Annotated in this window: 21 protein-coding genes, 4 tRNA genes and 2 other RNA genes; 11 read left to right on the top strand and 16 right to left on the bottom strand. The window is 51.3% G+C overall.

Features of this window, described 5'->3' with window-relative positions; all coding sequences use genetic code 11:
• Nucleotides 1-186 precede the first annotated feature (186 nt).
• Nucleotides 187-1,620, bottom strand: coding sequence for an anion permease (locus tag OGV71_RS22225; RefSeq protein WP_061548837.1), 1,434 nt, complete (start codon nucleotides 1,618-1,620; stop codon nucleotides 187-189).
• Nucleotides 1,621-1,702: 82 nt separating this feature from the next.
• On the bottom strand, nucleotides 1,703-2,755 hold the full coding sequence (locus OGV71_RS22220; protein ID WP_071696419.1) for a 4-oxalomesaconate tautomerase: 1,053 nt from the start codon (nucleotides 2,753-2,755) through the stop codon (nucleotides 1,703-1,705).
• A 178-nt stretch (nucleotides 2,756-2,933) separates the two neighbouring features.
• Here OGV71_RS22220 and OGV71_RS22215 point away from each other — a divergent pair, with 178 nt between their 5' ends.
• Nucleotides 2,934-3,884, top strand: coding sequence for a LysR family transcriptional regulator (locus OGV71_RS22215; RefSeq protein ID WP_096889509.1), 951 nt, complete (start codon nucleotides 2,934-2,936; stop codon nucleotides 3,882-3,884).
• Between the two features lie 57 nt (nucleotides 3,885-3,941).
• On the opposite strand, the gene pgl is transcribed toward OGV71_RS22215, so the two are convergent.
• Entirely contained in the window at nucleotides 3,942-4,937 is a 996-nt protein-coding gene (gene pgl, locus OGV71_RS22210) for a 6-phosphogluconolactonase (protein ID WP_086503856.1), read from the bottom strand.
• Nucleotides 4,938-5,102: 165 nt separating this feature from the next.
• On the opposite strand from pgl, the gene OGV71_RS22205 reads away from it, so the two are divergent.
• Nucleotides 5,103-5,921, top strand: coding sequence for a pyridoxal phosphatase (locus tag OGV71_RS22205; RefSeq protein WP_204583855.1), 819 nt, complete (start codon nucleotides 5,103-5,105; stop codon nucleotides 5,919-5,921).
• Here OGV71_RS22205 and modC read toward each other — a convergent pair whose 3' ends face one another.
• From modC to OGV71_RS22185, 4 genes are all read right to left on the bottom strand, one after another.
• A complete protein-coding gene (gene modC / locus OGV71_RS22200; RefSeq protein ID WP_003023034.1) occupies nucleotides 5,922-6,980 on the bottom strand; it encodes a molybdenum ABC transporter ATP-binding protein ModC in 1,059 nt (352 codons plus the stop codon). It abuts the gene before it with no gap.
• 2 nt (nucleotides 6,981-6,982) lie between these two features.
• A complete protein-coding gene (gene modB / locus OGV71_RS22195) occupies nucleotides 6,983-7,672 on the bottom strand; it encodes a molybdate ABC transporter permease subunit (RefSeq protein WP_003023032.1) in 690 nt (229 codons plus the stop codon).
• Entirely contained in the window at nucleotides 7,672-8,445 is a 774-nt protein-coding gene (gene modA / locus OGV71_RS22190) for a molybdate ABC transporter substrate-binding protein (protein WP_003023029.1), read from the bottom strand. The genes modB and modA overlap by 1 nt, the downstream gene beginning before the upstream one ends.
• A 199-nt stretch (nucleotides 8,446-8,644) precedes the next feature.
• Nucleotides 8,645-8,794, bottom strand: a complete 150-nt coding sequence (locus OGV71_RS22185; RefSeq protein ID WP_003023026.1) for an AcrZ family multidrug efflux pump-associated protein — start codon at nucleotides 8,792-8,794, stop codon at nucleotides 8,645-8,647.
• Between the two features lie 130 nt (nucleotides 8,795-8,924).
• Here OGV71_RS22185 and modE point away from each other — a divergent pair, with 130 nt between their 5' ends.
• The 7 genes from modE (at nucleotide 8,925) to gpmA (ending at nucleotide 16,714) form a co-directional block, all read left to right on the top strand.
• Nucleotides 8,925-9,713 (top strand): molybdenum-dependent transcriptional regulator, encoded by a 789-nt coding sequence (modE, locus tag OGV71_RS22180; protein ID WP_204583857.1) that lies wholly within the window; start codon nucleotides 8,925-8,927, stop codon nucleotides 9,711-9,713.
• Nucleotides 9,714-9,780: 67 nt separating this feature from the next.
• Entirely contained in the window at nucleotides 9,781-11,253 is a 1,473-nt protein-coding gene (gene modF, locus OGV71_RS22175; RefSeq protein WP_204583859.1) for a molybdate ABC transporter ATP-binding protein ModF, read from the top strand.
• Between the two features lie 217 nt (nucleotides 11,254-11,470).
• Nucleotides 11,471-12,487 carry a UDP-glucose 4-epimerase GalE gene (gene galE, locus OGV71_RS22170; protein WP_003837100.1) on the top strand — a complete coding sequence of 339 codons (1,017 nt, stop codon included), beginning with the start codon at nucleotides 11,471-11,473 and terminating at the stop codon, nucleotides 12,485-12,487.
• Nucleotides 12,488-12,496: 9 nt separating this feature from the next.
• Nucleotides 12,497-13,543 carry a galactose-1-phosphate uridylyltransferase gene (gene galT, locus OGV71_RS22165; RefSeq protein ID WP_192465509.1) on the top strand — a complete coding sequence of 349 codons (1,047 nt, stop codon included), beginning with the start codon at nucleotides 12,497-12,499 and terminating at the stop codon, nucleotides 13,541-13,543.
• Nucleotides 13,544-13,546: 3 nt separating this feature from the next.
• A complete protein-coding gene (gene galK, locus OGV71_RS22160; protein WP_032942744.1) occupies nucleotides 13,547-14,695 on the top strand; it encodes a galactokinase in 1,149 nt (382 codons plus the stop codon).
• Nucleotides 14,689-15,729, top strand: a complete 1,041-nt coding sequence (gene galM, locus OGV71_RS22155; RefSeq protein ID WP_048219294.1) for a galactose-1-epimerase — start codon at nucleotides 14,689-14,691, stop codon at nucleotides 15,727-15,729. The genes galK and galM overlap by 7 nt, the downstream gene beginning before the upstream one ends.
• 232 nt (nucleotides 15,730-15,961) lie before the next feature.
• Entirely contained in the window at nucleotides 15,962-16,714 is a 753-nt protein-coding gene (gpmA, locus tag OGV71_RS22150; protein ID WP_003022999.1) for a 2,3-diphosphoglycerate-dependent phosphoglycerate mutase, read from the top strand.
• A gap of 107 nt (nucleotides 16,715-16,821) precedes the next feature.
• Here gpmA and aroG read toward each other — a convergent pair whose 3' ends face one another.
• Complete coding sequence (gene aroG / locus OGV71_RS22145) at nucleotides 16,822-17,874, bottom strand: 3-deoxy-7-phosphoheptulonate synthase AroG (RefSeq protein WP_003022997.1); 1,053 nt, start codon at nucleotides 17,872-17,874, stop codon at nucleotides 16,822-16,824.
• Between the two features lie 317 nt (nucleotides 17,875-18,191).
• On the opposite strand from aroG, the gene OGV71_RS22140 reads away from it, so the two are divergent.
• Together OGV71_RS22140 and zitB are read left to right on the top strand one after the other, a co-directional pair.
• A complete protein-coding gene (locus tag OGV71_RS22140; protein WP_003022994.1) occupies nucleotides 18,192-18,566 on the top strand; it encodes a YbgS-like family protein in 375 nt (124 codons plus the stop codon).
• Nucleotides 18,567-18,679: 113 nt separating this feature from the next.
• Nucleotides 18,680-19,621 (top strand): CDF family zinc transporter ZitB, encoded by a 942-nt coding sequence (gene zitB, locus OGV71_RS22135; protein ID WP_071698437.1) that lies wholly within the window; start codon nucleotides 18,680-18,682, stop codon nucleotides 19,619-19,621.
• Here zitB and pnuC read toward each other — a convergent pair.
• The 8 genes from pnuC to OGV71_RS22095 all read right to left on the bottom strand — a co-directional run bounded on the left by pnuC (nucleotide 19,618) and on the right by OGV71_RS22095 (nucleotide 22,533).
• Complete coding sequence (gene pnuC, locus OGV71_RS22130) at nucleotides 19,618-20,337, bottom strand: nicotinamide riboside transporter PnuC (RefSeq protein WP_071696415.1); 720 nt, start codon at nucleotides 20,335-20,337, stop codon at nucleotides 19,618-19,620. The two genes, zitB and pnuC, sit on opposite strands and share 4 nt — an antisense overlap.
• 27 nt (nucleotides 20,338-20,364) lie before the next feature.
• Nucleotides 20,365-21,408 (bottom strand): quinolinate synthase NadA, encoded by a 1,044-nt coding sequence (gene nadA / locus OGV71_RS22125; RefSeq protein ID WP_003837113.1) that lies wholly within the window; start codon nucleotides 21,406-21,408, stop codon nucleotides 20,365-20,367.
• Between the two features lie 281 nt (nucleotides 21,409-21,689).
• A non-coding RNA gene (locus OGV71_RS22120) (RtT sRNA) lies at nucleotides 21,690-21,823 on the bottom strand.
• A gap of 22 nt (nucleotides 21,824-21,845) precedes the next feature.
• A tRNA-Lys gene (locus OGV71_RS22115) sits at nucleotides 21,846-21,921 on the bottom strand.
• Nucleotides 21,922-22,054: 133 nt separating this feature from the next.
• A tRNA-Lys gene (locus tag OGV71_RS22110) sits at nucleotides 22,055-22,130 on the bottom strand.
• Nucleotides 22,131-22,175: 45 nt separating this feature from the next.
• Nucleotides 22,176-22,251: transfer RNA gene (locus OGV71_RS22105), tRNA-Lys, on the bottom strand.
• 3 nt (nucleotides 22,252-22,254) lie between these two features.
• A tRNA-Val gene (locus tag OGV71_RS22100) sits at nucleotides 22,255-22,330 on the bottom strand.
• Between the two features lie 37 nt (nucleotides 22,331-22,367).
• A non-coding RNA gene (locus OGV71_RS22095) (RtT sRNA) lies at nucleotides 22,368-22,533 on the bottom strand.

The following is a 22,533-nucleotide window of genomic DNA, read 5'->3' as shown; positions in this document are numbered from 1 at the left end:
GATACTCCACATTGCTGTGCTCCAACCAGAGCACAGACAACCAATGAACGATGTAATTTATACCCTAAATAATTCGAGTTGCAGGAAGGCGGCAAGGGAGCGAATCCCCAAGAGCTTACTCCAGTAAGTGACTGGGGTGAGCGAGCGCAGCCAACGCACATGCAACTTGAAGTATGACGGGTATAGTTAGAGCATGTTCCAGCCAATCAACATATTCCACCACCAAAGACCCAGCGTGATATGGACGAGAAACGTCAAGAACGTCAGCATTGCGCCAACCAGCCACCACGATTTGATGTCGTTATATCCAACGCCAAAAATAACTGGTCCCGCGGCGCCGCCATAATGGGTAACCATACCGCCGTAAGAGTTAGAAAAGAGTAATGCCAATGCAGTTAACATTAGTGGCGCACCAGAAACGTTCGCCAGCATGGCAAATACCGGCATCATTGCCACAATATAGGCGCTGCCAGAGGCAAAGAAATAACGAACAATAATGCTCAAAAAGAGAATAACAAAGAACGCAACATTGCCGTGGTTACCAAAGTCGAGGTTATTCTTGAAGAGTTCGGCTAACCAATCGAAGAATTTCACTTTCGATAACAGCGAACTCAAACCGATAATACCACCGTACCAGATTAAGGTATTCCAGCCGCCCTTATTTTTAACCACATCATCCCAGGTGACTACGCCAAACAAAAGCATCGTCCCCATTACTACAATGGCAACCGTTGATTCATCAACGCCGAGAGTTTTACTAAAGATCCATCCTAATAGCGCGAGGACGAAAATGCCTAGCAGCATTTTTTCGCGCCCTTTCATTGGCCCTAAATCCTGAAGCCCGGCTTTGGCGATAGTTTTGTTATCAACCTTTTTAATTTCAGGTGGATACATAAAATAGATGACTAAAGGCGTTACCAACAGCATAACCAGTCCAGGCAAAGCTGCTGCAAGAGCCCATCCTCCCCAGCTTAGTTGTAACTGACAGATATCGTTGATCATCTTCAATGCCAGAATGTTTCCTGCCATCGCAGTAAAAAACATATAGCTGGTCGTTTTAGTGACCATATACACCGTCATCATCAGGTAGTGGCCGACACGTCGGGGGCTCTTGTCCGGCTCAGAGCCTAACGCCACCGCCACGCTATTGATGATGGGCAAGACAATGCCTCCCGCACGCGCCGTATTTGACGGTGTTGCCGGGGCTAATACCAGGTCAAGAAATACGGTCACGTAGCCCAGTCCAAGCGTGGTGTTACCTATTTTACCAATCAGAATATAGGCAATTCGCTTGCCCAGTCCCGTCGTCACAAAAGCAGCGCTTAAAGTAAACGCGGAGAACACCAGCCATGTCGTACCGGAAGCATAGCCACTCAGCACGCTGCTGGTTTTAAGTACGCCGCTGCCTAAATTTCCGACAACCACCATTGAAGCGGCAACAGCAATCAATAATACCACCGGTTCAGGAAACGGTTTGATCACCAGCCCGACAATGGCTGCGAGATAAATACCAAATAGCACCCAGGCCAGTTCACTTAATCCTGCCGGTGCTGGCATAAGTCCTATAATGCAAGGGATGGCCAATATTAATATTAGCTTCCATAATGATTTAACGTTCATTTTGGGGTCCTGAATAATCTGTACAAGCAATACAGAATGTTTTTCGATTTTCCATAATCACATCGACATGTGGCCAATGCTGTCAGGGAAGATAAACATCACCGGCGAATATTTTTCTGGCGGTGCGAATAACCGAAGCTCTGATAGTTTCAGGCTCATCCCCTTCATTGGTTAAATAAATATCAAGAGCGCCACCTGGATGTTCGATAGTGATATTCCCGTAATGCGCGCCTTCCGTTATCTGACGCGTAACGGTACCGTTAATGGCGCAACTGCTCGCGATCGCTATCGCCCCAGTAATTGCCAGTGCTTTATGGCAAGAATGCGGCATAAAATAGCGAACATTAATTGCGCCATCGTGCTGAGGCGCCGAGATGAGAATAGGTTTAGGGATAACCTTATTACTGACATTTCCCAGGCCCATAGCTTCACCGGCCTGTAAACGAATAGACTCGATGCGCGCTAATAATTCGCGGTCTGCATCTAAATCTTGCGCGGATTCATAACCCGTTTTCCCCAGATATTCGGCAGGAATAATTACGACAGGTGTCGCCATATCCATACAGGTCACGGGAACGGAGTTGATATAATCGATGTGTTGGCCCGTTGGAAAAATATGCCCGGTTTTAGAACCTGCGGCATTCAGGAACGTCAATGCAATCGGGGCCGATGTTCCCGGGACACCGTCAATTCTTGCTGTTCCTTCATACTCAACAACGCCGTTTGGTGTCTGTATATCAGCTTCGATAAACGTGTTGGTGTTTACATTGCGAATACGAACGCGGGTGGTCGGCGTTGCGGCATTAATTAATCCCTTTTCAATAGCAAACGCGCCAACGGCGGAAAGCATATTGCCGCAGTTCGGCGTGGTATCGACCCGTTGCTCATGCACCAATACCTGAGCAAATAAATAATCGATATCAGCTTTCGGGTCGTTTGAACGACTAATGATCGCTACTTTGCTGGTTAACGGATTGCCACCACCAATGCCGTCTATTTCCAGCGCATTGCCAGAACCCATAATTTTAATCAATACTTCATCACGCAGTTTTTCTTCTTGCGGTAGATCTTGTGCTAATAAAAATGCGCCCCTGGAGGTTCCTCCGCGCATCATAACGCAAGGTATTTTTTTCATGATTATGCTCTCGATATTATTTTCACTATGTACATAGTTGCATGTCATGATTAGGGTGACTAATGACTTCATTTTCGTAATTAGTGATTTATTTTTATTAATTAAAAATTATGAATTGCAGATACACTGAACACTTTCATCTTAGACAGGGGCTTCCCCGATTTAGTCCGGAGTCAGAATGAAACACGAATTATCAAGCATGAAGGCGTTTGTCACACTGGCAGAGTCCGATTCTTTTAACAATGCCGCCAAGTTACTTAATATTACGCAACCTGCATTAACACGCAGGATTAAAAAGATGGAAGAGTATTTACACACTCAACTCTTTGAAAGAACAACCCGCAAAGTCACATTAACAAAATCAGGAAAGATGCTCTTACCTGAAGCCAGAGAATTAATTAGGGCATTAGATGAAACTATTTTTAATATTAGTAATGTGAATGTTCATCATCATGGCATAGTGACATTATCCTGTATTCCTACCGCAGTTTTCTATTTCTTGCCGTTGGCAATAGGAAAATTTAATGAGCGGTATCCCAATATCAAAGTGCGAATTATTGAGCAAGGTACGAATAATTGTATGGAATCCGTACTTTGCAATGAGGCTGATTTTGGAATAAATATGAACAACATCACAAATTCCTCTATCGAGTTCACTCCACTGGTTAATGAACCGTTTGTTCTGGCCTGTCGGCGCGATCATCCACTCGCCAATAAACAGTTGGTGGAGTGGCAGGAATTGCTGAATTACAAATTGATAGGCGTTCGCTCCTCAAGCGGCAACCGATTATTGATTGAACAACATTTGGCCGATAAACCGTGGAAGTTGAACTGGTTTTACGAGGTTCGTCATCTGTCCACTTCGCTGGGACTGGTTGAAGCTGGACTGGGCGTTTCTGCGTTACCAGGGTTAGCAATGCCGCAAACGCCGCATCCCACCCTGACAGGTATCCCACTGGTTGAGCCTGTTATTAGACGCACACTGGGAGTTATTCGGCGTAAAGACGCTATTCTCTCACCTCCCGCTGAACGTTTCTTCTCTCTTCTGCTTAATTTATGGGCAGATGACAAAGACTGTCTTTGGACATCCGTTGCTGAACGTCATGAAAATCTACCGCTTGTTGAATAAACATAAAAAAATCCGCAATCTTCACAAGATTGCGGATCGTTTGTAACACCTGACGTTTTAGTACGCGTTAACCACCACCCACATCGGGCCTTGTCCTACCGCGTAACGACCGTTCTCTGTCAACAGTCCTTGTTCGCCTGCAATCTTATACACCGCGATATGGTGCGATTTTTGCCCGGCGGCAATCAGGTATTTTCCGCTGTGATCGATATTAAAACCACGTGGCTGAGTTTCGGTAGGCTGGAAACCCTCTTTAGTCAGTACGCTACCGTCTTCAGACACGCTAAAGACCGTAATCAGGCTGGCGGTGCGATCACAGGCATACAGATGACGCCCATCAGGTGTGATATGAATATCTGCTGCCCAACGGGTATCAGCGAAATCTGCAGGCATCATATCCAGCGTCTGCACACACTCAATTTTGCCGTACGGATCTTTCAGCTCCCAGACATCAACAGAGCTGTTCAGCTCGTTCACACAGTAGGCATATTGCTTATTCGGATGGAACGCCATATGACGCGGGCCCGCGCCTTCCACGGTAGTCACTTCAGCCGGTTCCTGCGCGACCAGATGGCCATCATCGCTTACATCAAACAGGCAGATACGATCCTGTTTCAACGCCGGAACCCACAGGGTACGGTTATCCGGAGAGATGTTGGCTGAGTGGCAACCATCCAGACCTTCAATCACGTCAACCAGTTCCACCGGCAGACCATCTTCCAGACGCGTGACGCTCACGCTGCCAGCGTTATAAGAACCCACGAACACGAAACGTCCCTGATGATCGGTAGAAATATGCGTCGGGCTACCCGGCAGCGCAGACTCTGCCGCGAAGGTCAGCGCACCGTCATCAGGCGCAATACGATAAGCCAACACGCGAAACTCCGGGCGCACGCCAACATAGAGGTAACGCTTATCCGGGCTGACGACCATCGGCTGTACCTGACCCGGCACATCAACCACCTGTGTCAGCGTCAGAGAACCATCGTGATTCAGGCTCCAGACGTGGATTTGCTGACTTTCAGGGCTGGCGGTATAAACGGTTTGCTTCATGAATACTCCTTTGCTTTTTGGCAGGTGGCTGCAATTGCCTGACACACGCCTAAGGTAGACGCTTTTAACGGTGAATGCTTAATTAAGGCTCAGAATTTTGTCCGGCTCCCGTCTCGGTGTACCATTCCAACAGACATAATTCTCAACCTTAATCTGGATAAACCTATGACCGCACGCGTGATTGCCCTGGATTTAGACGGTACCCTCTTGACCCCGAAAAAAACCTTGCTGCCATCCTCTCTCGAAGCGCTCTCGCGCGCCAGAGAAGCAGGCTACCAACTTATCATTGTCACAGGTCGCCATCACGTTGCTATTCATCCTTTTTATCAGGCACTGGCGCTGGATACACCTGCAATTTGCTGTAACGGTACCTATTTGTATGATTATCAAGCAAAAAAGGTGCTGGAATCCGATCCCCTTCCGGTAGACCAGGCATTACAGCTGATCGAAATGCTGGATGAACATCAGATCCACGGGCTGATGTATGTGGATGAGGCCATGCTGTATGAGCGCCCTACCGGGCATGTAGTGCGTACCGCTAACTGGGCACAAACGCTGCCGCCGGAACAGCGCCCGACCTTCACCCAGGTTCCTTCGCTGGCGCAGGCGGCGCATGACGTTAACGCCGTATGGAAATTTGCTCTGACCGACGAAGATATTCCGAAACTGCAGCAGTTTGGCCGATATGTCGAGCAACAGCTGGGGCTGGAGTGTGAATGGTCCTGGCACGATCAGGTCGACATTGCCCGTAAAGGCAACAGTAAAGGACGACGCTTGACCCAGTGGATCGAAGCACAGGGCGGGTCAATGGAAAACGTGATTGCCTTTGGCGATAACTTTAACGATATCAGCATGCTGGAAGCCGCAGGCACTGGCGTGGCGATGGGCAACGCGGATAACGCTGTCAAAGCCCGCGCCAACATCGTGATTGGTGATAACACCACCGACAGCATCGCGAAATTTATCTACTCTCACCTGTTGTAATCAGGCGGTAATCGATACGCTCTTAATTTGCGCGTACAGCCACAGGCCAGGTTTGATACCCAGTTCATCCCTGGCCCATGGGCTGATCTTCGCCCACAGCGTCTTACCGCCCACCTCAAGCTGAACTTCCACTTGACCGTTATCGTCATAGCATTGCGCGACCTTTGCCCGGAGAACATTACGAATACTGGTCTGTTGCGGCGGCTGCAGAACCAGTGAAACATCAGAGGCCTGAATACGAATACGCAGCGCGGTTTGCAGCGGTTGCTCCAGCTTGTTGACCCACAGATGCTGATCGCCAAGCGCCAGCGCGGTCATCGCGTAGTGTGGATGATGTTCCAGCACGCTGACTTTCAGAATACTGCTTTGCTGTTCCTTAGGCAGCCAGGGGTGCATCACGCTGCTGCCCCAGACATCTTCCAACGAACCAAACGCTTTGACCTGCCCGTTTTCCAGCACCATCACTTTATCTGCCAGGTGCAAAATCTCATCAAGCGAGTGGCTGACGTACAGCATCGGAATATTAATTTCCCGCGCCAGGCGTTGCAGATAAGGCAGCAGTTCGCGTTTACGCGGTATATCCAGAGAGGCTAACGGCTCATCAAGCAGCAATAACTCAGGCGCGGTCAGCAGCGCCCGACCGATGGCGACACGCTGCTTTTCACCGCCAGAAAGACCGCCTGGCAGACGGTCAAGCAGCGGTTCAATGCCCAACAACGCCACCAGCTTATCAAACTGTCCGGCCATGCTTTTCGCCATTCCGTAACGCAGGTTGCCGCGCACTTTATAGTGCGGGAACAGGCGCGCATCCTGGAAAACATAGCCCACCCGGCGTTTTTCCGGCGTTAAACAGATACCGTTCTCGACGTCGTTTAAGACCCGACCGTTGAGCACGATGCGCCCGGACTGCGGCTGCGTCAGACCACTGATGGCGTTAATCAGTGAGGTTTTGCCCGCACCGGAAACGCCAAAAATAGCGGTGATGCCGCTGGCTGGCAGCGTTTCGTTGAGCGTCAGACAATGCGTCCCCAGCATCTGGGAGAAATTAAGTTCAAGCATGATTATCGCCCCGTCCGCTCACGGCTAATACGCGCCAGCCATTCAGAAATCAGCAGCGAAATCAGCGCCAACACAATGGAAATGATACATAACCTCGCCGCCGCGCTTTCGCCGCCGGGAGTTTGGATCAGGGTATACATCGCCGAAGGAATGGTGCGGGTTTCGCCAGGAATATTGGAAACAAAGGTAATGGTTGCACCAAATTCCCCAAGGGAACGCGCAAACGCCAGCACCGTACCAACAATAATGCCGGGCAGCATCAGCGGTAACGTAATGGTCATAAAGACGCGCCAGCGTCCGGCTCCCAGCGTGCGGGCCGCCTGCTCCAGCTTGACGTCGACACCTTCCAGCGCCAAACGAATAGCCCGCACCATGAGCGGGAAGGACATCACCGCAGCGGCCAGCACCGCCCCACGCCAGCTAAAGGCAAAAGTGATGCCAAACCAGTCGTACAGCCATTCGCCAATGAATCCGCGCCGTCCCATAGAGACCAACAGCAGATACCCCACCACCACAGGCGGCAGAACCAGCGGCAAATGCAGTACGCTGTCGAGCAGCGCTTTGCCCGGGAACTTGCATCGCACCAGTAGCCAGGCAAAGAAGATCCCAAATGGCAGACTAAACAACACGGCCAGGGAAGAAACTTTCAGGCTCAGTATAACGGCCTGCCATTCAGGATCGGTCAGTATCATTACTTAGTCGTAAATCCATAACGTTTAAAGATTTCAGCAGCCTGCGGTCCTTTCAGGTAATCATAGAACGCGCTAACCGTTGCGTTTTTGTGCCCATCAACAATCGCGATAGGGTATTCCACTTTTTTGTGCGAATCTTCCGGGAAGGTCGCCACAACTTTTACGCCCTTGCTGGCGACGGCATCAGAACCATAGACGATCCCCAGCGGCGCTTCGTTACGCTCTACCAGCGCCAGCGCACCGCGCACGTCTTCAGCAGGAGCCAGTTTCGGGGCCAGGGTATCCCATGCACCCAGTTTTTGCAGCGCTTCTTTGGCATAAATGCCTGCCGGAACATGTTCCGGATCGCCAACAGCCAGGCGCCCACCGTTCAACAGACTGGTCCAGTTGGTTTTGCTGTCGATGGTGAAGTCTTTCTGTGCGCTGGCTTTCGGCGCAACCACCACCAGGCTGTTACCCAACAGCGTTTCACGCGTTGCGGTATCAATCGACTTCTTGTCTACCGCATAGTCCATCCATTTCTGATCGGCAGAAATAAACAGATCGGCCGGTGCGCCTGCTTCAATCTGACGCGCCAGTGTGGAAGAAGAAGCAAAAGAGGAGACAACATCAACGTTCTTCTCTTTTTTATATTGCGTTGCAATGTCCTGCATCGCGTTGGTCAGCGAAGCCGCTGCGAAAACGGTAATCTTTCCTTCATCCGCCAGCGCATGTCCGGCAACAGTAAGAGAAAGTGTTGCCCCTGCAAACAAGCGTAACCATGTACGTGCCATCTGTAACTCCTTTGCGTTTCGTTATGTAGGCGCAAATATAACGATTAAACCAGGATTTTCCCAGTGGTTATTGATACCAATTAGAGGTTACACAAAGAAAATATCGGCAGGGAAAGCAGGATCTTGAGAAACTGTAGCGAGAGAAAACGAGTAGGAAGGCTAAAAATATAAACGCCCGACTGAGCGGGCGTTTGGGGAATCAATGATTCTGTCTGGACTGGTCTTTCTGACCGATACCAGAGAAAATGTTGAACACTTCACCCAGTCCGTAAATCAGACCCAGAATGATGGCCATTACCACAGGTACCATGATTACGGCGAATACCAGACTTTTCAATAACTCTAACATGGTCAACTCCAGATATAGTCCTTAGTTGTATTCTAACCACATAACGCAGAAAAGCACTCCCCTTTTGTGCGGTCGGCTTTGCTCAGGCACGGTTTTCCGTCACAATACCCTTTTTTGCCAGGAGCTTGTGATGCAGGCCGAAATCCTTCTTACGCTGAAACTTCAGCAAAAACTGTTTGCTGATCCCCGTCGCATTTCTCTGCTTAAGCACATTGCGCTTTCCGGTTCCATCAGTCAGGGCGCGAAGGATGCAGGTATCAGCTACAAAAGCGCCTGGGATGCGATTAACGAAATGAACCAGCTCAGCGAGCAGACGCTGGTTGAACGTGCCACAGGCGGTAAAGGCGGCGGTGGCGCGGTGTTAACGCGCTATGGCCAACGTTTAATCCAGTTATATGATTTACTGGCGCAAATCCAACAAAAAGCTTTTGATGTTTTGAGCGATGACGATGCGCTACCGCTCAACAGCCTGCTGGCAGCTATCTCGCGTTTTTCACTGCAAACCAGCGCCCGTAACCAGTGGTTTGGCACCATTACCGCTCGCGACTACGATCAGGTCCAGCAGCATGTTGACGTCCTGCTGGCCGATGGCGAAACGCGCCTGAAAGTGGCAATCACTGCGCAAAGCGGCGAGCGTCTGGGTCTTGAGGAAGGCAAAGAAGTACTGATTTTGCTGAAAGCGCCGTGGGTGGGAATCACTCAGGACGACGCTATCGCTCAGGCTGCAGATAACCAGTTGCAGGGCACGATTAGCCATATTGAACGCGGTGCGGAACAGTGTGAAGTGCTGATGACGTTGCCAGATGGCCAGACGCTCTGCGCGACGTTGCCGATAGATCAGACCCACACATTAACTGAAGGCGCTAACGTCACAGCATATTTTAATGCTGATAGAGTGATTATCGCCACACTGTGCTGAGTTGATTGACATCATCCCGAAGAACACGTATCCCTGTTATTCATCGCTGCAAATAATGGGATACAAAATGTCATCGTTGCAAATTTCGCAAGGCACGTTTCGTCTTAGCGACATAAAAACGCTCCAGTTAGATGCGTTGACGTTAAACGCGGGTGATAGCTGGGCGTTTGTTGGCTCTAATGGTAGCGGGAAATCTGCGCTGGCCCGCGCGCTGGCGGGCGAGTTGCCGCTCCTGAAAGGCGAACGCCGCTGCCAGTTCACACGTATTACCCGACTCTCCTTTGAGCTGCTCCAAAAGCTGGTCAGCGACGAGTGGCAGCGGAACAACACCGATCTTCTTAGTCCCGGTGAAGACGACACAGGGCGCACCACCGCAGAAATCATTCAGGATGAGGTCAACGATCCCGCCCGCTGCGCTGCGCTGGCGCAGCAATTTGGCATTTCAGCCCTACTCAACAGGCGTTTCAAATACCTTTCCACCGGTGAAACACGCAAAACTCTGCTCTGCCAGGCATTAATGTCCACGCCAGATTTGCTGATCCTTGATGAACCCTTTGACGGGCTGGACGTCGCGTCCCGTAGCCAGTTAGCAGAACTGCTCGATGAGCTGCACCAGGCCGGCTTAACGCTGGTACTGGTGCTTAATCGCTTTGATGAAATTCCCGAATTCGTGCAGTTTGCCGGCGTGCTTGCCGATTGCACACTGACGGAAACCGGCGCAAAAATCGACCTTCTGCAACAGGCATTAATCGCTCAGCTTGCCCATAGCGAGCGGCTGGAAGGCATCCAGTTACCCGAGCCGGATGAGCCTTCAGTACGCCACACATTGTCAGATAACGAGCCGCGCATTGTGCTTAACGATGGCACCGTCTCGTATAACGATCGCCCTATCCTGCATCATCTGAGCTGGCGGGTAAATCCGGGAGAACACTGGCAAATCGTCGGCCCCAACGGTGCGGGGAAATCAACCCTGCTCAGTTTAATCACCGGCGATCATCCCCAGGGATATAGCAACGACTTGACCCTGTTTGGCCGACGCCGGGGCAGCGGTGAAACTATCTGGGATATCAAAAAACACATTGGCTATGTCAGCAGCAGCCTGCATTTGGATTACCGGGTAAGTACGACAGTTCGCAACGTTATTCTCTCCGGTTATTTCGATTCAATCGGCATTTATCAGGCCGTCTCCGACAGGCAGCACAAGCTGGTACAACAGTGGCTGGATATTCTTGGCATCGATAAACGTACCGCGGATGCACCATTTCATAGTCTTTCCTGGGGACAGCAGCGACTGGCCTTGATTGTTCGTGCTCTGGTGAAACATCCTACATTGCTGATCCTCGATGAACCCTTGCAAGGGTTAGATCCGCTCAACCGCCAACTGATCCGTCGGTTTGTGGATGTCCTGATCGGTGAAGGCGAAACTCAGCTTTTGTTCGTCTCTCATCACGCCGAAGATGCCCCAGCTTGCATTACCCATCGGCTAGAGTTTGTACCCGAGGAAGATATCTACGGCTATCGACAAACTTCTCTGCGTTAATTTTCATGCCAGGGCGTTTATCACGCCCTTTTTTCTGCTTTTTTTTCAGACAATCGCTGAAATAACAACCTAACATAATGATTTATAATAAAGTAACCAGCAGCATCGAGTGAAAACCCTGGAGTGTAAACGATTCCACTAATTTATTCCGTGTCACACTTTTCGCATCTTTGTTATGCTATGGTTATTGCATACCATAGGCTTAACGGAGCGAATTATGAGAGTATTGGTTACAGGTGGTAGCGGTTACATTGGAAGCCACACTTGCGTGCAGTTGCTGAAAAACGGTCACGAGGTGGTGATCCTGGATAATCTCTGCAACAGCAAGCGCAGCGTACTGCCCGTCATTGAGCGTTTAGGCGGCAAGCATCCGACCTTCGTGGAAGGAGACATCCGTAACGAAGCGCTGATAACCGAAATTCTGCACGATCATGCCATTGATACGGTCATCCATTTTGCCGGTTTAAAAGCCGTTGGAGAATCCGTTGCCAAGCCGCTGGAGTACTATGACAACAACGTCAACGGCACTCTGCGTCTGGTGAATGCAATGCGCGCAGCCAACGTGAAAAACTTCATTTTCAGCTCCTCCGCGACCGTCTATGGCGATCAGCCGCAAATTCCTTACGTTGAAAGCTTTCCCACCGGCACGCCACAAAGTCCGTACGGCAAAAGCAAGCTGATGGTGGAACAGATCCTGACCGATCTGCAAAAAGCTCAGCCCGACTGGAGCATTGCCCTGCTGCGCTACTTTAACCCTGTTGGCGCTCATCCGTCAGGAGATATGGGGGAAGATCCGCAAGGTATTCCAAACAACCTGATGCCTTACATCGCGCAGGTTGCGGTTGGCCGCCGCGAGTCTCTTGCCATATTTGGCAATGACTACCCTACTGAAGATGGCACCGGCGTACGCGACTACATCCATGTGATGGATCTCGCCGACGGCCACGTTGCCGCCATGGAAAAACTGGCAGGCATTCAGGGTGTGCATATTTATAACCTCGGTGCAGGCATCGGCAGCAGCGTGCTGGACGTGGTCCACGCCTTCAGCAAAGCCTGTGGTAAACCGGTGAATTACCACTTCGCCCCGCGCCGTGAAGGCGATCTTCCGGCCTACTGGGCTGATGCCAGCAAAGCCGATCGCGAGCTCAACTGGCGCGTGACCCGCACATTGGATGAAATGGCACAAGATACATGGCACTGGCAGTCACGCCACCCACAGGGATATTCGGATTAAGGACCAATCATGACGCAATTCAATCCTGTCGATCATCCACACCGCCGTTTTAACCCGCTCACCGGGCAGTGGATCCTCGTATCACCGCATCGCGCCAAACGCCCGTGGCAAGGGGCGCAGGAAACTCCGTCTAAGCAGGTACTACCTGCACATGACCCGGACTGCTTCCTGTGCGCTGGCAATACGCGCGTTACCGGCGACAAAAACCCGGATTACACCGGGACCTATGTCTTTACCAATGACTTTGCGGCGTTGATGTCCGATACCCCGGACGCGCCGGACAGTCACGATCCGTTGATGCGCTGCCAGAGCGCGCGCGGTACCAGCCGCGTGATTTGCTTCTCACCCGATCACAGCAAAACGTTGCCGGAACTCAGCGTCCCTGCACTGACAGAAATCGTAAAAACGTGGCAGGAGCAGACCGAAGACTTAGGGAAAACCTATCCCTGGGTGCAGGTATTTGAGAATAAAGGCGCAGCGATGGGGTGCTCGAACCCGCACCCACACGGACAAATTTGGGCCAACAGCTTTTTGCCTAACGAAGCCGAACGTGAAGATCGCCTGCAGAAAGCATACTTCGCCGAACAAGGCGCACCGATGCTCGTTGATTACGTCCAGAGAGAACTGGCGGATGGCAGCCGTACGGTCGTTGAAACCGAGCACTGGCTGGCGGTTGTACCTTACTGGGCCGCGTGGCCGTTCGAAACGCTGCTGCTGCCGAAAGCGCATGTGCAGCGTATTACCGATTTGAGCGACGAACAGCGTGCTGACCTGGCGCTGGCGTTGAAAAAACTGACCAGTCGTTACGACAATCTGTTCCAGTGTTCATTCCCCTACTCCATGGGCTGGCACGGCGCACCGTTTAACGGTGAAGAAAACCAACACTGGCAGTTGCATGCACACTTTTATCCGCCGCTGCTGCGTTCCGCGACCGTGCGTAAATTTATGGTCGGATATGAAATGCTGGCAGAAACCCAGCGCGACCTGACGGCAGAACAAGCGGCTGAACGACTGCGTGCGGTCAGCGACATCCATTTTCGCGAATCCGGAGTTTAAATAATGAGTCTGAAAGAAAAAACACAATCTCTGTTTGCAGAAACATTTGGCTACCCTGCCACCCATACTATTCAGGCACCGGGTCGTGTAAACCTGATCGGCGAACATACCGATTATAACGACGGCTTCGTTCTGCCTTGCGCCATCGACTATCAAACCGTTATCAGTTGTGCGGCACGCGACGATCGAAAAGTCCGCGTGATCGCCGCTGATTACGACAATCAGGTTGATGAGTTCTCGCTTGATGCGCCGATTATCGCCCACGACAGCCAGCAGTGGTCAAACTACGTGCGTGGCGTAGTGAAACATCTGCAAAAGCGCAATAACGCCTTTGGCGGTGCTGATCTGGTGATCAGCGGTAACGTCCCACAGGGCGCGGGGTTAAGTTCTTCTGCCTCGCTGGAAGTCGCTGTGGGTACGGTATTCCAGCAGCTCTATCATCTGCCGCTCGACGGCGCGCAGATTGCCCTGAACGGTCAGGAAGCTGAAAACCAGTTTGTCGGCTGTAACTGCGGCATTATGGATCAGTTGATCTCGGCACTTGGTAAGAAAGATCATGCGCTACTGATCGACTGCCGAACGCTTGGCACCAAAGCAGTTTCTATGCCTGAGGGCGTAGCGGTGGTGATCATCAACAGTAACTTTAAACGTACGCTGGTCGGTAGCGAATACAACACCCGTCGTGAACAATGTGAAACCGGCGCACGTTTCTTCCAGCAACCAGCGCTGCGTGATGTTAGCCTTGAAGCGTTTAACGCCGTCGCCCACGAGCTGGATCCGATTGTCGCCAAACGCGTTCGCCACGTGATCACGGAAAATGCGCGTACCGTTGAAGCAGCACAGGCGCTGGAAAAAGGCGACCTGCTGCGTATGGGCCAACTGATGGCGGAATCTCACGCCTCAATGCGCGATGACTTTGAAATTACCGTGCCGCAAATTGATACGCTGGTTGAGATTGTCAAAGCGACCATTGGCGATAAAGGCGGTGTACGCATGACCGGCGGCGGCTTCGGCGGCTGTATCGTGGCGCTGATCCCGCAAGACTTGGTGCCTGCCGTACAGCAAGCTGTCGCTGAGCAGTACGAAGCAAAAACTGGAATTAAAGAAACATTCTACGTCTGCAAACCTTCTCAAGGAGCCGGACAATGTTAAACGAAATCCCCGTGCAGGCTCCGGACGGCCAGCCGTTTCGCCTGCTCACCCTGCGTAATGACGCAGGGATGGTGGTCACGCTGATGGACTGGGGCGCGACCCTACTCTCTGCACGTATTCCGCTCAGCGATGATAGCGTGCGCGAAGCATTACTCGGTTGCGCCAGCCCGGAACAATACCCGGAACAGGCTGCATTTCTGGGGGCTTCGATTGGTCGCTACGCGAACCGTATCGCCAACAGCCGTTATACCTTTGCTGGCGAAACCGTTGAATTAATACCAAGTCAGGGCGACAACCAGCTGCACGGCGGGCCGGACGGTTTTGACAAACGTCGCTGGCAGATAGTCAATCAAAATGACCGCCAGGTGCTGTTCGCCTTAACGTCTGACGATGGCGATCAGGGCTTCCCTGGCCATCTTTGCGCTACCGTGCAGTATCGCCTGACTGACGATAATCGTATTTCGATAACCTACCGCGCCACGGTCGATAAGCCCTGCCCGGTGAATCTGACGAATCACGTTTATTTCAACCTCGACGGTGACAAAACGGATGTGCGCCAACACAAGCTGCAAATCCTCGCCGACGAGTACTTGCCGGTTGATGAAATGGGCATCCCGCACGACGGACTGAAATCCGTCGCTGGTAGCACTTTCGATTTCCGTACGCCTAAGATCATCAGCAGTGAATTTCTTGCCGATGACGATCAGCGCAAGGTAAAAGGTTACGATCACGCCTTCCTGCTCCAGGCACAGGGCAATACGCATACGCCGGTCGCTCGACTGTGGTCCCAGGATGAAAAACTGCAGATGGAGGTCTACACCTCCGCCCCGGCATTACAGTTTTATTCCGGGAATTTCCTCGGCGGTACGCCATCCCGTGGTCCTGATGCCTACGCCGACTGGCAAGGTCTGGCGCTGGAAAGCGAGTTCCTGCCGGACAGCCCGAACCATCCGGAATGGCCGCAGCCAGACTGCTTCCTGCGTCCTGGCGAAGAGTACGCCAGCGTGACGGAATACCGGTTTATTCCAGCCTAATCGTTCCCCCTCCCAGGCCCGATGACGTAACGTATCGGGCCTGTTGCTTGTTTATCACAGTAGAACCGCTCAAATCCCCACCGTTCAAAGACAAAATCGCAACCTTGAGTTCACAAGAACCTTACACTGTGGCGCTATTTTCGCTATGGTTATGCGTAAGGATTGCCGCTGACGCATTACGGCAATATAATGAGAATTATTATCATTCAATATGATTTATAGGAGTGAGTGTATGGCTGTAACTAAGCTGGTTCTGGTACGTCACGGTGAAAGTCAGTGGAACAACGAGAACCGTTTTACCGGTTGGTATGACGTTGATCTGTCCGAGAAAGGTGTGGGCGAAGCAAAAGCGGCAGGTAAACTGCTGAAAGAGGAAGGCTACAGCTTCGATTTTGCTTATACCTCTGTGCTGAAACGTGCCATCCACACCCTGTGGAACGTACTGGACGAACTGGATCAGGCCTGGCTGCCGGTTGAGAAATCCTGGAAACTGAACGAACGTCATTACGGCGCGCTGCAGGGTCTGAACAAAGCTGAAACCGCTGAAAAATACGGTGACGAGCAGGTTAAACAATGGCGTCGCGGCTTTGCGGTAACGCCACCGGAACTGACCAAAGATGACGAGCGTTATCCGGGTCACGATCCGCGTTATGCGAAGCTGACCGACAAAGAGTTACCGGTTACCGAAAGCCTGGCGCTGACCATCGATCGCGTTATCCCCTACTGGAACGAAACCATTCTGCCGCGCATGAAAAGCGGTGAGCGTGTGATTATCGCCGCTCATGGTAACTCTCTGCGTGCGCTGGTTAAATACCTGGATAACATGGGCGAAGATGAGATCCTTGAACTGAACATTCCGACCGGCGTACCGCTGGTATATGAGTTCGACGAAAACTTCAAACCGATCAAACACTACTATCTGGGTAACGCTGACGAGATCGCAGCAAAAGCGGCCGCCGTTGCGAACCAGGGTAAAGCGAAGTAATTTTCATCCCGGGTCAAACGAAAAAAGCGTGGAATGCTCCACGCTTTTTTATTGCCAGATAGTGGCGTTGCCTTATCCGGTCTACCGAGCGTAGCCCGGATGCGTTTTTACCCGCGGCGTGCTTTTACTGCTTCTGCCAGCTGGCGTAAGACCGCATCGGTGTCTTCCCAGCCAATGCAGGCGTCAGTGATGCTCTTACCGTAGGTCAGCGGCTCGCCGCTATCCGGGTTCTGATTACCCTCGACCAGATGGCTTTCGATCATCACGCCAATAATCGCTTTTTCTCCACCAGCGACTTGTCCGCAAACGTCTTTCGCAACATCCATCTGCTTTTTGAACTGCTTGCAGGAGTTGGCATGGCTAAAGTCGATCATCACTTGTGCAGAGAGCCCTGCTTTGATCAGACCTTCTTTCACGTCGGCAACGTGCTGAGCGCTGTAGTTAGGTTCTTTGCCGCCGCGCAAAATAATATGGCAATCGCCGTTACCGCTGGTATTCACGATCGCTGAATGACCCCATTTGGTCACAGACAGGAAGCAGTGTGGCGCCCCTGCTGCGTTGATTGCATCAATCGCAACTTTGATCGTGCCATCGGTACCGTTTTTAAAACCAACCGGGCAAGACAGACCTGATGCCAGCTCGCGGTGTACTTGAGACTCGGTGGTACGAGCCCCAATCGCGCCCCAACTCATCAAGTCGGCGAGGTATTGCGGCGTGATCATATCGAGGAACTCACCCGCAGCCGGCAATCCGCTATCGTTGATATCCAACAGCAATTTACGTGCAATGCGCAGCCCATCGTTGATTTGGAAGCTGTTGTCCATGTGCGGATCGTTGATAAGCCCTTTCCAGCCGACGGTGGTTCGCGGTTTTTCAAAATAGACGCGCATGACAATTTCAAGCTCGCCTTTTAACTCTTCGCGCAGCGCCAGCAGGCGGGCGGCGTACTCTTTAGCGGCTGCCGGATCATGAATAGAGCACGGCCCAATTACCACTAACAGGCGATCATCGCTTCCTTTCAGAATTTTATGAATCGCTTTACGGGCATGAGCCACCGTGTTTGCGGCATTTTCAGTAGCGGGGAATTTTTCCAGCAATGCGACTGGCGGTAATAACTCGTTGATCTCTTTAATGCGTAAATCGTCGTTCTGATAATTCATGATTATTCCAGCGTTGCCATACTTATATAAATGAATGCAATCCCTCCAATCTATATCTTCAGTCATAAAGTGTAAACGGGGTTTTACACTTTGGACGGATTAATCCTGGAATTGGCCAAAAAAACGCAATAAAGTAGCGAAAAACGAGATCCAACCTACAATTTATAACTGTAACAGCTTTAATTTCCATAAATTTCAAGATTCTATGCTGGGTTTAATTTCTCAAGCAAAACTATTAACCACATATTGATGATGTAACTGGCACATGCACTGTTGGAAGACGTTATCCGACATATCGACCATAACAGGAGCATATTATGCATATGACAAAGCTGGCTTCACTCTTTCTTACCGCTACACTCAGCCTCGCCAGCGGCGCGGCGCTGGCTGCTGAAACCAATACGCAGTCCAACAACGGCCAGGCAAATTCCTCGGCGGATGCCGGTCAGGTCGCCCCAGACGCACGCGAAAACGTGGCACCAAATAACGTTGACAACAGTAACGTGAATTCGGGTGGCACAATGCTGCACCCGAACGGTTCATCAATGAACCATGAAGGGATGACCAAAGACGAGATGCACAAAAACACCATGTGTAAGGACGGTCGCTGCCCTGATGTGAATAAGAAGGTTGAGACCGGAAACGGCATTAATAATGATGCCGAGACAAAAACTGATGGCACTACGCAGTAACGCTGAAAATAAAGCTAATAACGGGAGAGCAATAGCTCTCCTTTTTAATTTTATCATCCCAAAAACGGTATGATGGCATACAGTAAAGATGAGAATAACAAAGGGATGGCATAATGGCGCACTCGCATACTCATAATTCCTCTGAGCAACCCAAGGACAATAATGCCCGCCGCTTGATGTTTGCATTCTGCATTACAGCCGGATTTATGTTGGTTGAAGTGGTAGGTGGAATACTTTCAGGTTCACTGGCCTTGTTGGCTGATGCCGGACATATGCTCACTGATGCCGCAGCGCTCCTTTTCGCGCTGCTGGCCGTCCGGTTTTCCCATCGACCGCCCACAATACGACACACCTTCGGCTGGCTGAGGCTCACGACACTGGCCGCGTTTGTTAATGCCATCGCATTGGTCGTGATCACTATTTTAATCGTCTGGGAAGCCATTGAGCGCTTTCATACGCCCCGCCCCGTGGCAGGCGGCATGATGATGGTTATAGCTATCGCGGGTTTACTCGCCAACGTGCTGGCTTTTTGGGTTCTACACCGCGGCAGTGAGGAGAAAAACCTGAACGTCCGCGCCGCGGCACTACATGTGATGGGCGATTTACTCGGCTCGGTCGGAGCGATCATCGCTGCGCTCATTATTATCTGGACGGGCTGGACGCCTGCGGACCCGATTCTCTCGATTCTGGTTTCCGTGCTGGTACTGCGCAGCGCCTGGCGACTGTTAAAGGATAGCGTTAACGAATTACTGGAAGGTGCCCCGCTGACGCTGGATATTGCCGCACTGCAGCGCCATCTCAGCCGGGATATCCCCGAAGTCCGCAATGTGCACCATGTCCATGTCTGGATGGTGGGTGAAAAACCGGTAATGACGCTGCATGTGCAGGTGATCCCGCCGCACGATCATGACGCCCTGCTGGAACGTATTCAGCATTTCCTTATCCATCACTACCAGATTGAACACGCGACGATCCAGATGGAGTATCAGCCGTGCAATGGGCCGGACTGCCACCTGTACCAAGGCGTGTCCGGCCATTCACATCATCACCATTAATGGGACAGCGCGCGGGAACCCCGCTCACGCGCGCTGTTAATCCACATCCTGCTACCATTCAGGGCGATAACCGTCAGGATCATATACTCCAGCGACATGGCATATACGCCTTGTCGGGCGAAAATCACTACGCTTATTACGTTAATGATCACCCACAGCAGCCAGTTTTCGACGTATTTGCGCGTCATCAGGATCATCGCCGCAATCGACAACACCATCATGCAGGAGTCCCAGAACGGGAATGCATCGGGTTGCAACTCAGGCACAACAACCTGTAATCCTAATGCCTGCATAATGTTCACCGCAATGCGGGTCAGGAATGCAAAGACCGGATCGATATAGACCGACATCAGACCGATCGCTACCACGCAAGCCGCCAGCCAGCCGATCGCTTTTGGTAACGGCAGCCAGCGAATTTTCAGTTCCGCTTCATGCTGGTTAGTTTGCCTGGACCAGGCATACCAGCCGTAGATGTTGGCGGCAAAGAAGAAAACTTGCAGCAACAGGCTTGCATAGAGCTGGATCTGAAAGAAGATAATCGCAAACAGCGTGACGTTTATCAGGCCGAAGAAGTAATTGCTTATTTTCTCAAGGCTCGCCAGACCAATACACAGCAACCCGGCGATCGTCCCCACAGCTTCGATCCACGACAGATCGTAACCGCCAGCGCCGATCGGAATATGTACCAGAATGTTCTGCGTGCTAAAAAAGTCCATCTTTTCCCCCAGAGCAAAAAAAATTAATTAAGCTCGAAGTGTAGCCGCAAATTCCAACATGCGGTTTAACGGCAACAACGCCCCTTCTCGCAGCGCAGCATCAACATGTATCTCATGAGCCGCTCCGCCTTGTTCCAGGCCCTCAGCAATCGCCTTGAGGCCGTTCATCGCCATCCACGGACAATGCGCACAGCTGCGACAGGTTGCCCCTTCGCCAGCCGTCGGCGCTTCAAGTAATTCTTTATCCGGAACGGCCTGCTGCATTTTGTAAAAAATGCCCCGGTCAGTCGCCACAATCAGCTGTTGATGCGGTAACGATTTAGCTGCGTTGATTAACTGGCTGGTTGAGCCAACCGCATCGGCCATATCAACGATAGACTGAGGGGACTCCGGGTGCACCAACACCGCAGCATCAGGGTAAAGCCCCTTCATGCGTGTTAAAGCCTGAGTTTTAAATTCGTCGTGGACGATACAGGCCCCCTGCCAACAAAGAACGTCTGCACCGGTCTGTTTTTGCACGTAGTTGCCCAGATGTCTGTCCGGAGCCCAGATGATTTTTTCACCTAAACTATCAAGGTGCTCAATAAGTTCTACCGCGATACTGGACGTGACGACCCAGTCCGCACGTGCTTTAACGGCAGCGGAGGTATTGGCGTAAACCACCACAGTACGATCAGGATGCGCATCGCAAAACGCGCTGAAAGCATCAATCGGACAACCCAGATCTAATGAACATTCCGCCTGTAAGGTCGGCATCAGGATGGTCTTTTCCGGGCTGAGGATTTTGGCGGTTTCCCCCATAAACCTCACTCCTGCAACCAACAGCGTAGAGGCAGAATGTTTTGAGCCGAACCGCGCCATCTCCAGAGAATCAGAAATACAGCCACCGGTCTCTTCGGCCAATTGCTGAATTTCAGGATCGGTGTAATAGTGCGCGACCATAACGGCATCACGCTCTTTCAACAGGCGCTTGATTTTTTCACGATAAAATTGCTTTTCATCCACACTCAGCGGGGCTGGCTTCGGCGGAAACGGATAAATTGCTGCTTCTGGATCAAACATCACGCTCATCTTGCTTTCTCGTTTTACTAGCTTAACGAAATAACCGATTAAAAGCGTGACGCACGCCGTATTCGGTTAGATTTGTTTTATATGCTAAACAAGATAGCGGATTGGCGTAAGAAAGTCACAATAATTGCGTGTGATGAATGCCGGATGGCGACTGACGTCTTATCCGGCCTACGTGAATAGTGTCGTCTGTAGGACTGATAAGCGAAGGCATCAGGCAAGCAGGTTCGAATCAAAAAATCCTGCGCATAGCAAAAAAGCGCCTTTAGGGCGCTTTTTTACACTGGTGGGGCGTGCAGGATGACTCGCTACGCTCGCCCTTCGGGCCATCGCCGTAAACGGCTCCGTTGTCTCACTTCGTTCGACCCGAACCTGCTGCAGGTTCGAATCATGAAATCCTGCGCATAGCAAAAAAGCGCCTTTAGGGCGCTTTTTTACACTGGTGGGGCGTGCAGGATTCGAACCTGCGACCAATTGATTAAAAGTCAACTGCTCTACCAACTGAGCTAACGCCCCCTTATGGGGTTTACTTCTTTATACTTTCAGGATGGTGGGTCGTACAGGATGACTCGGCTTTGCCTCGCCCTACGGGCCGTTGCTTACGCAACGTTATCCTTCACGTTTTACAATCGCGTTCCACCTTAGCGATTGGTGGGTCGTGCAGGATTCGAACCTGCGACCAATTGATTAAAAGTCAACTGCTCTACCAACTGAGCTAACGACCCGCTCGGGTATAACCTGAAAATTTTTACTCGGTACCACCAATAAATTGGTGGGGCGTGCAGGATTCGAACCTGCGACCAATTGATTAAAAGTCAACTGCTCTACCAACTGAGCTAACGCCCCGAGTGGTGGGTGATGACGGGATCGAACCGCCGACCCCCTCCTTGTAAGGGAGGTGCTCTCCCAGCTGAGCTAATCACCCGATACTACGCTGGATACTACTTACTAACTGTAGTTAGTGGTGGGTCGTGCAGGATGACTCGACTTCGTCTCGCCCTACGGGCCGTTGCTTACGCAACGTTATCCTTCACGTTTTACAATCGCATTCCACCTTAGCGATTGGTGGGTCGTGCAGGATTCGAACCTGCGACCAATTGATTAAAAGTCAACTGCTCTACCAACTGA

Origin of the sequence: Citrobacter sp. Cf088, assembly GCF_030334295.1 — a bacterium.
Lineage (GTDB): Bacteria > Pseudomonadota > Gammaproteobacteria > Enterobacterales > Enterobacteriaceae > Citrobacter > Citrobacter freundii.
The sequence above is the reverse complement of the archived record's forward strand: the minus strand, read 5'-3'. Positions and strand labels throughout refer to the sequence as shown.

Bases quoted from the DNA above. Each gene is read 5' to 3' on its own strand.
- OGV71_RS22225 (WP_061548837.1), bottom strand. From the start codon at position 1,620: ATGAACGTTAAATCATTATGGAAGCTAATATTAATATTGGCCATCCCT.
- OGV71_RS22220 (WP_071696419.1), bottom strand. From the start codon at position 2,755: ATGAAAAAAATACCTTGCGTTATGATGCGCGGAGGAACCTCCAGGGGC.
- zitB (WP_071698437.1), top strand. From the start codon at position 18,680: ATGGCGCACTCGCATACTCATAATTCCTCTGAGCAACCCAAGGACAAT.
- galE (WP_003837100.1), top strand. From the start codon at position 11,471: ATGAGAGTATTGGTTACAGGTGGTAGCGGTTACATTGGAAGCCACACT.
- aroG (WP_003022997.1), bottom strand. From the start codon at position 17,874: ATGAATTATCAGAACGACGATTTACGCATTAAAGAGATCAACGAGTTA.
- galT (WP_192465509.1), top strand. From the start codon at position 12,497: ATGACGCAATTCAATCCTGTCGATCATCCACACCGCCGTTTTAACCCG.
- modB (WP_003023032.1), bottom strand. From the start codon at position 7,672: ATGATACTGACCGATCCTGAATGGCAGGCCGTTATACTGAGCCTGAAA.
- pgl (WP_086503856.1), bottom strand. From the start codon at position 4,937: ATGAAGCAAACCGTTTATACCGCCAGCCCTGAAAGTCAGCAAATCCAC.
- OGV71_RS22185 (WP_003023026.1), bottom strand. From the start codon at position 8,794: ATGTTAGAGTTATTGAAAAGTCTGGTATTCGCCGTAATCATGGTACCT.
- galM (WP_048219294.1), top strand. From the start codon at position 14,689: ATGTTAAACGAAATCCCCGTGCAGGCTCCGGACGGCCAGCCGTTTCGC.
- gpmA (WP_003022999.1), top strand. From the start codon at position 15,962: ATGGCTGTAACTAAGCTGGTTCTGGTACGTCACGGTGAAAGTCAGTGG.
- OGV71_RS22140 (WP_003022994.1), top strand. From the start codon at position 18,192: ATGCATATGACAAAGCTGGCTTCACTCTTTCTTACCGCTACACTCAGC.
- modF (WP_204583859.1), top strand. From the start codon at position 9,781: ATGTCATCGTTGCAAATTTCGCAAGGCACGTTTCGTCTTAGCGACATA.
- OGV71_RS22215 (WP_096889509.1), top strand. From the start codon at position 2,934: ATGAAACACGAATTATCAAGCATGAAGGCGTTTGTCACACTGGCAGAG.
- modC (WP_003023034.1), bottom strand. From the start codon at position 6,980: ATGCTTGAACTTAATTTCTCCCAGATGCTGGGGACGCATTGTCTGACG.
- nadA (WP_003837113.1), bottom strand. From the start codon at position 21,408: ATGAGCGTGATGTTTGATCCAGAAGCAGCAATTTATCCGTTTCCGCCG.
- modE (WP_204583857.1), top strand. From the start codon at position 8,925: ATGCAGGCCGAAATCCTTCTTACGCTGAAACTTCAGCAAAAACTGTTT.
- pnuC (WP_071696415.1), bottom strand. From the start codon at position 20,337: ATGGACTTTTTTAGCACGCAGAACATTCTGGTACATATTCCGATCGGC.
- modA (WP_003023029.1), bottom strand. From the start codon at position 8,445: ATGGCACGTACATGGTTACGCTTGTTTGCAGGGGCAACACTTTCTCTT.
- OGV71_RS22205 (WP_204583855.1), top strand. From the start codon at position 5,103: ATGACCGCACGCGTGATTGCCCTGGATTTAGACGGTACCCTCTTGACC.
- galK (WP_032942744.1), top strand. From the start codon at position 13,547: ATGAGTCTGAAAGAAAAAACACAATCTCTGTTTGCAGAAACATTTGGC.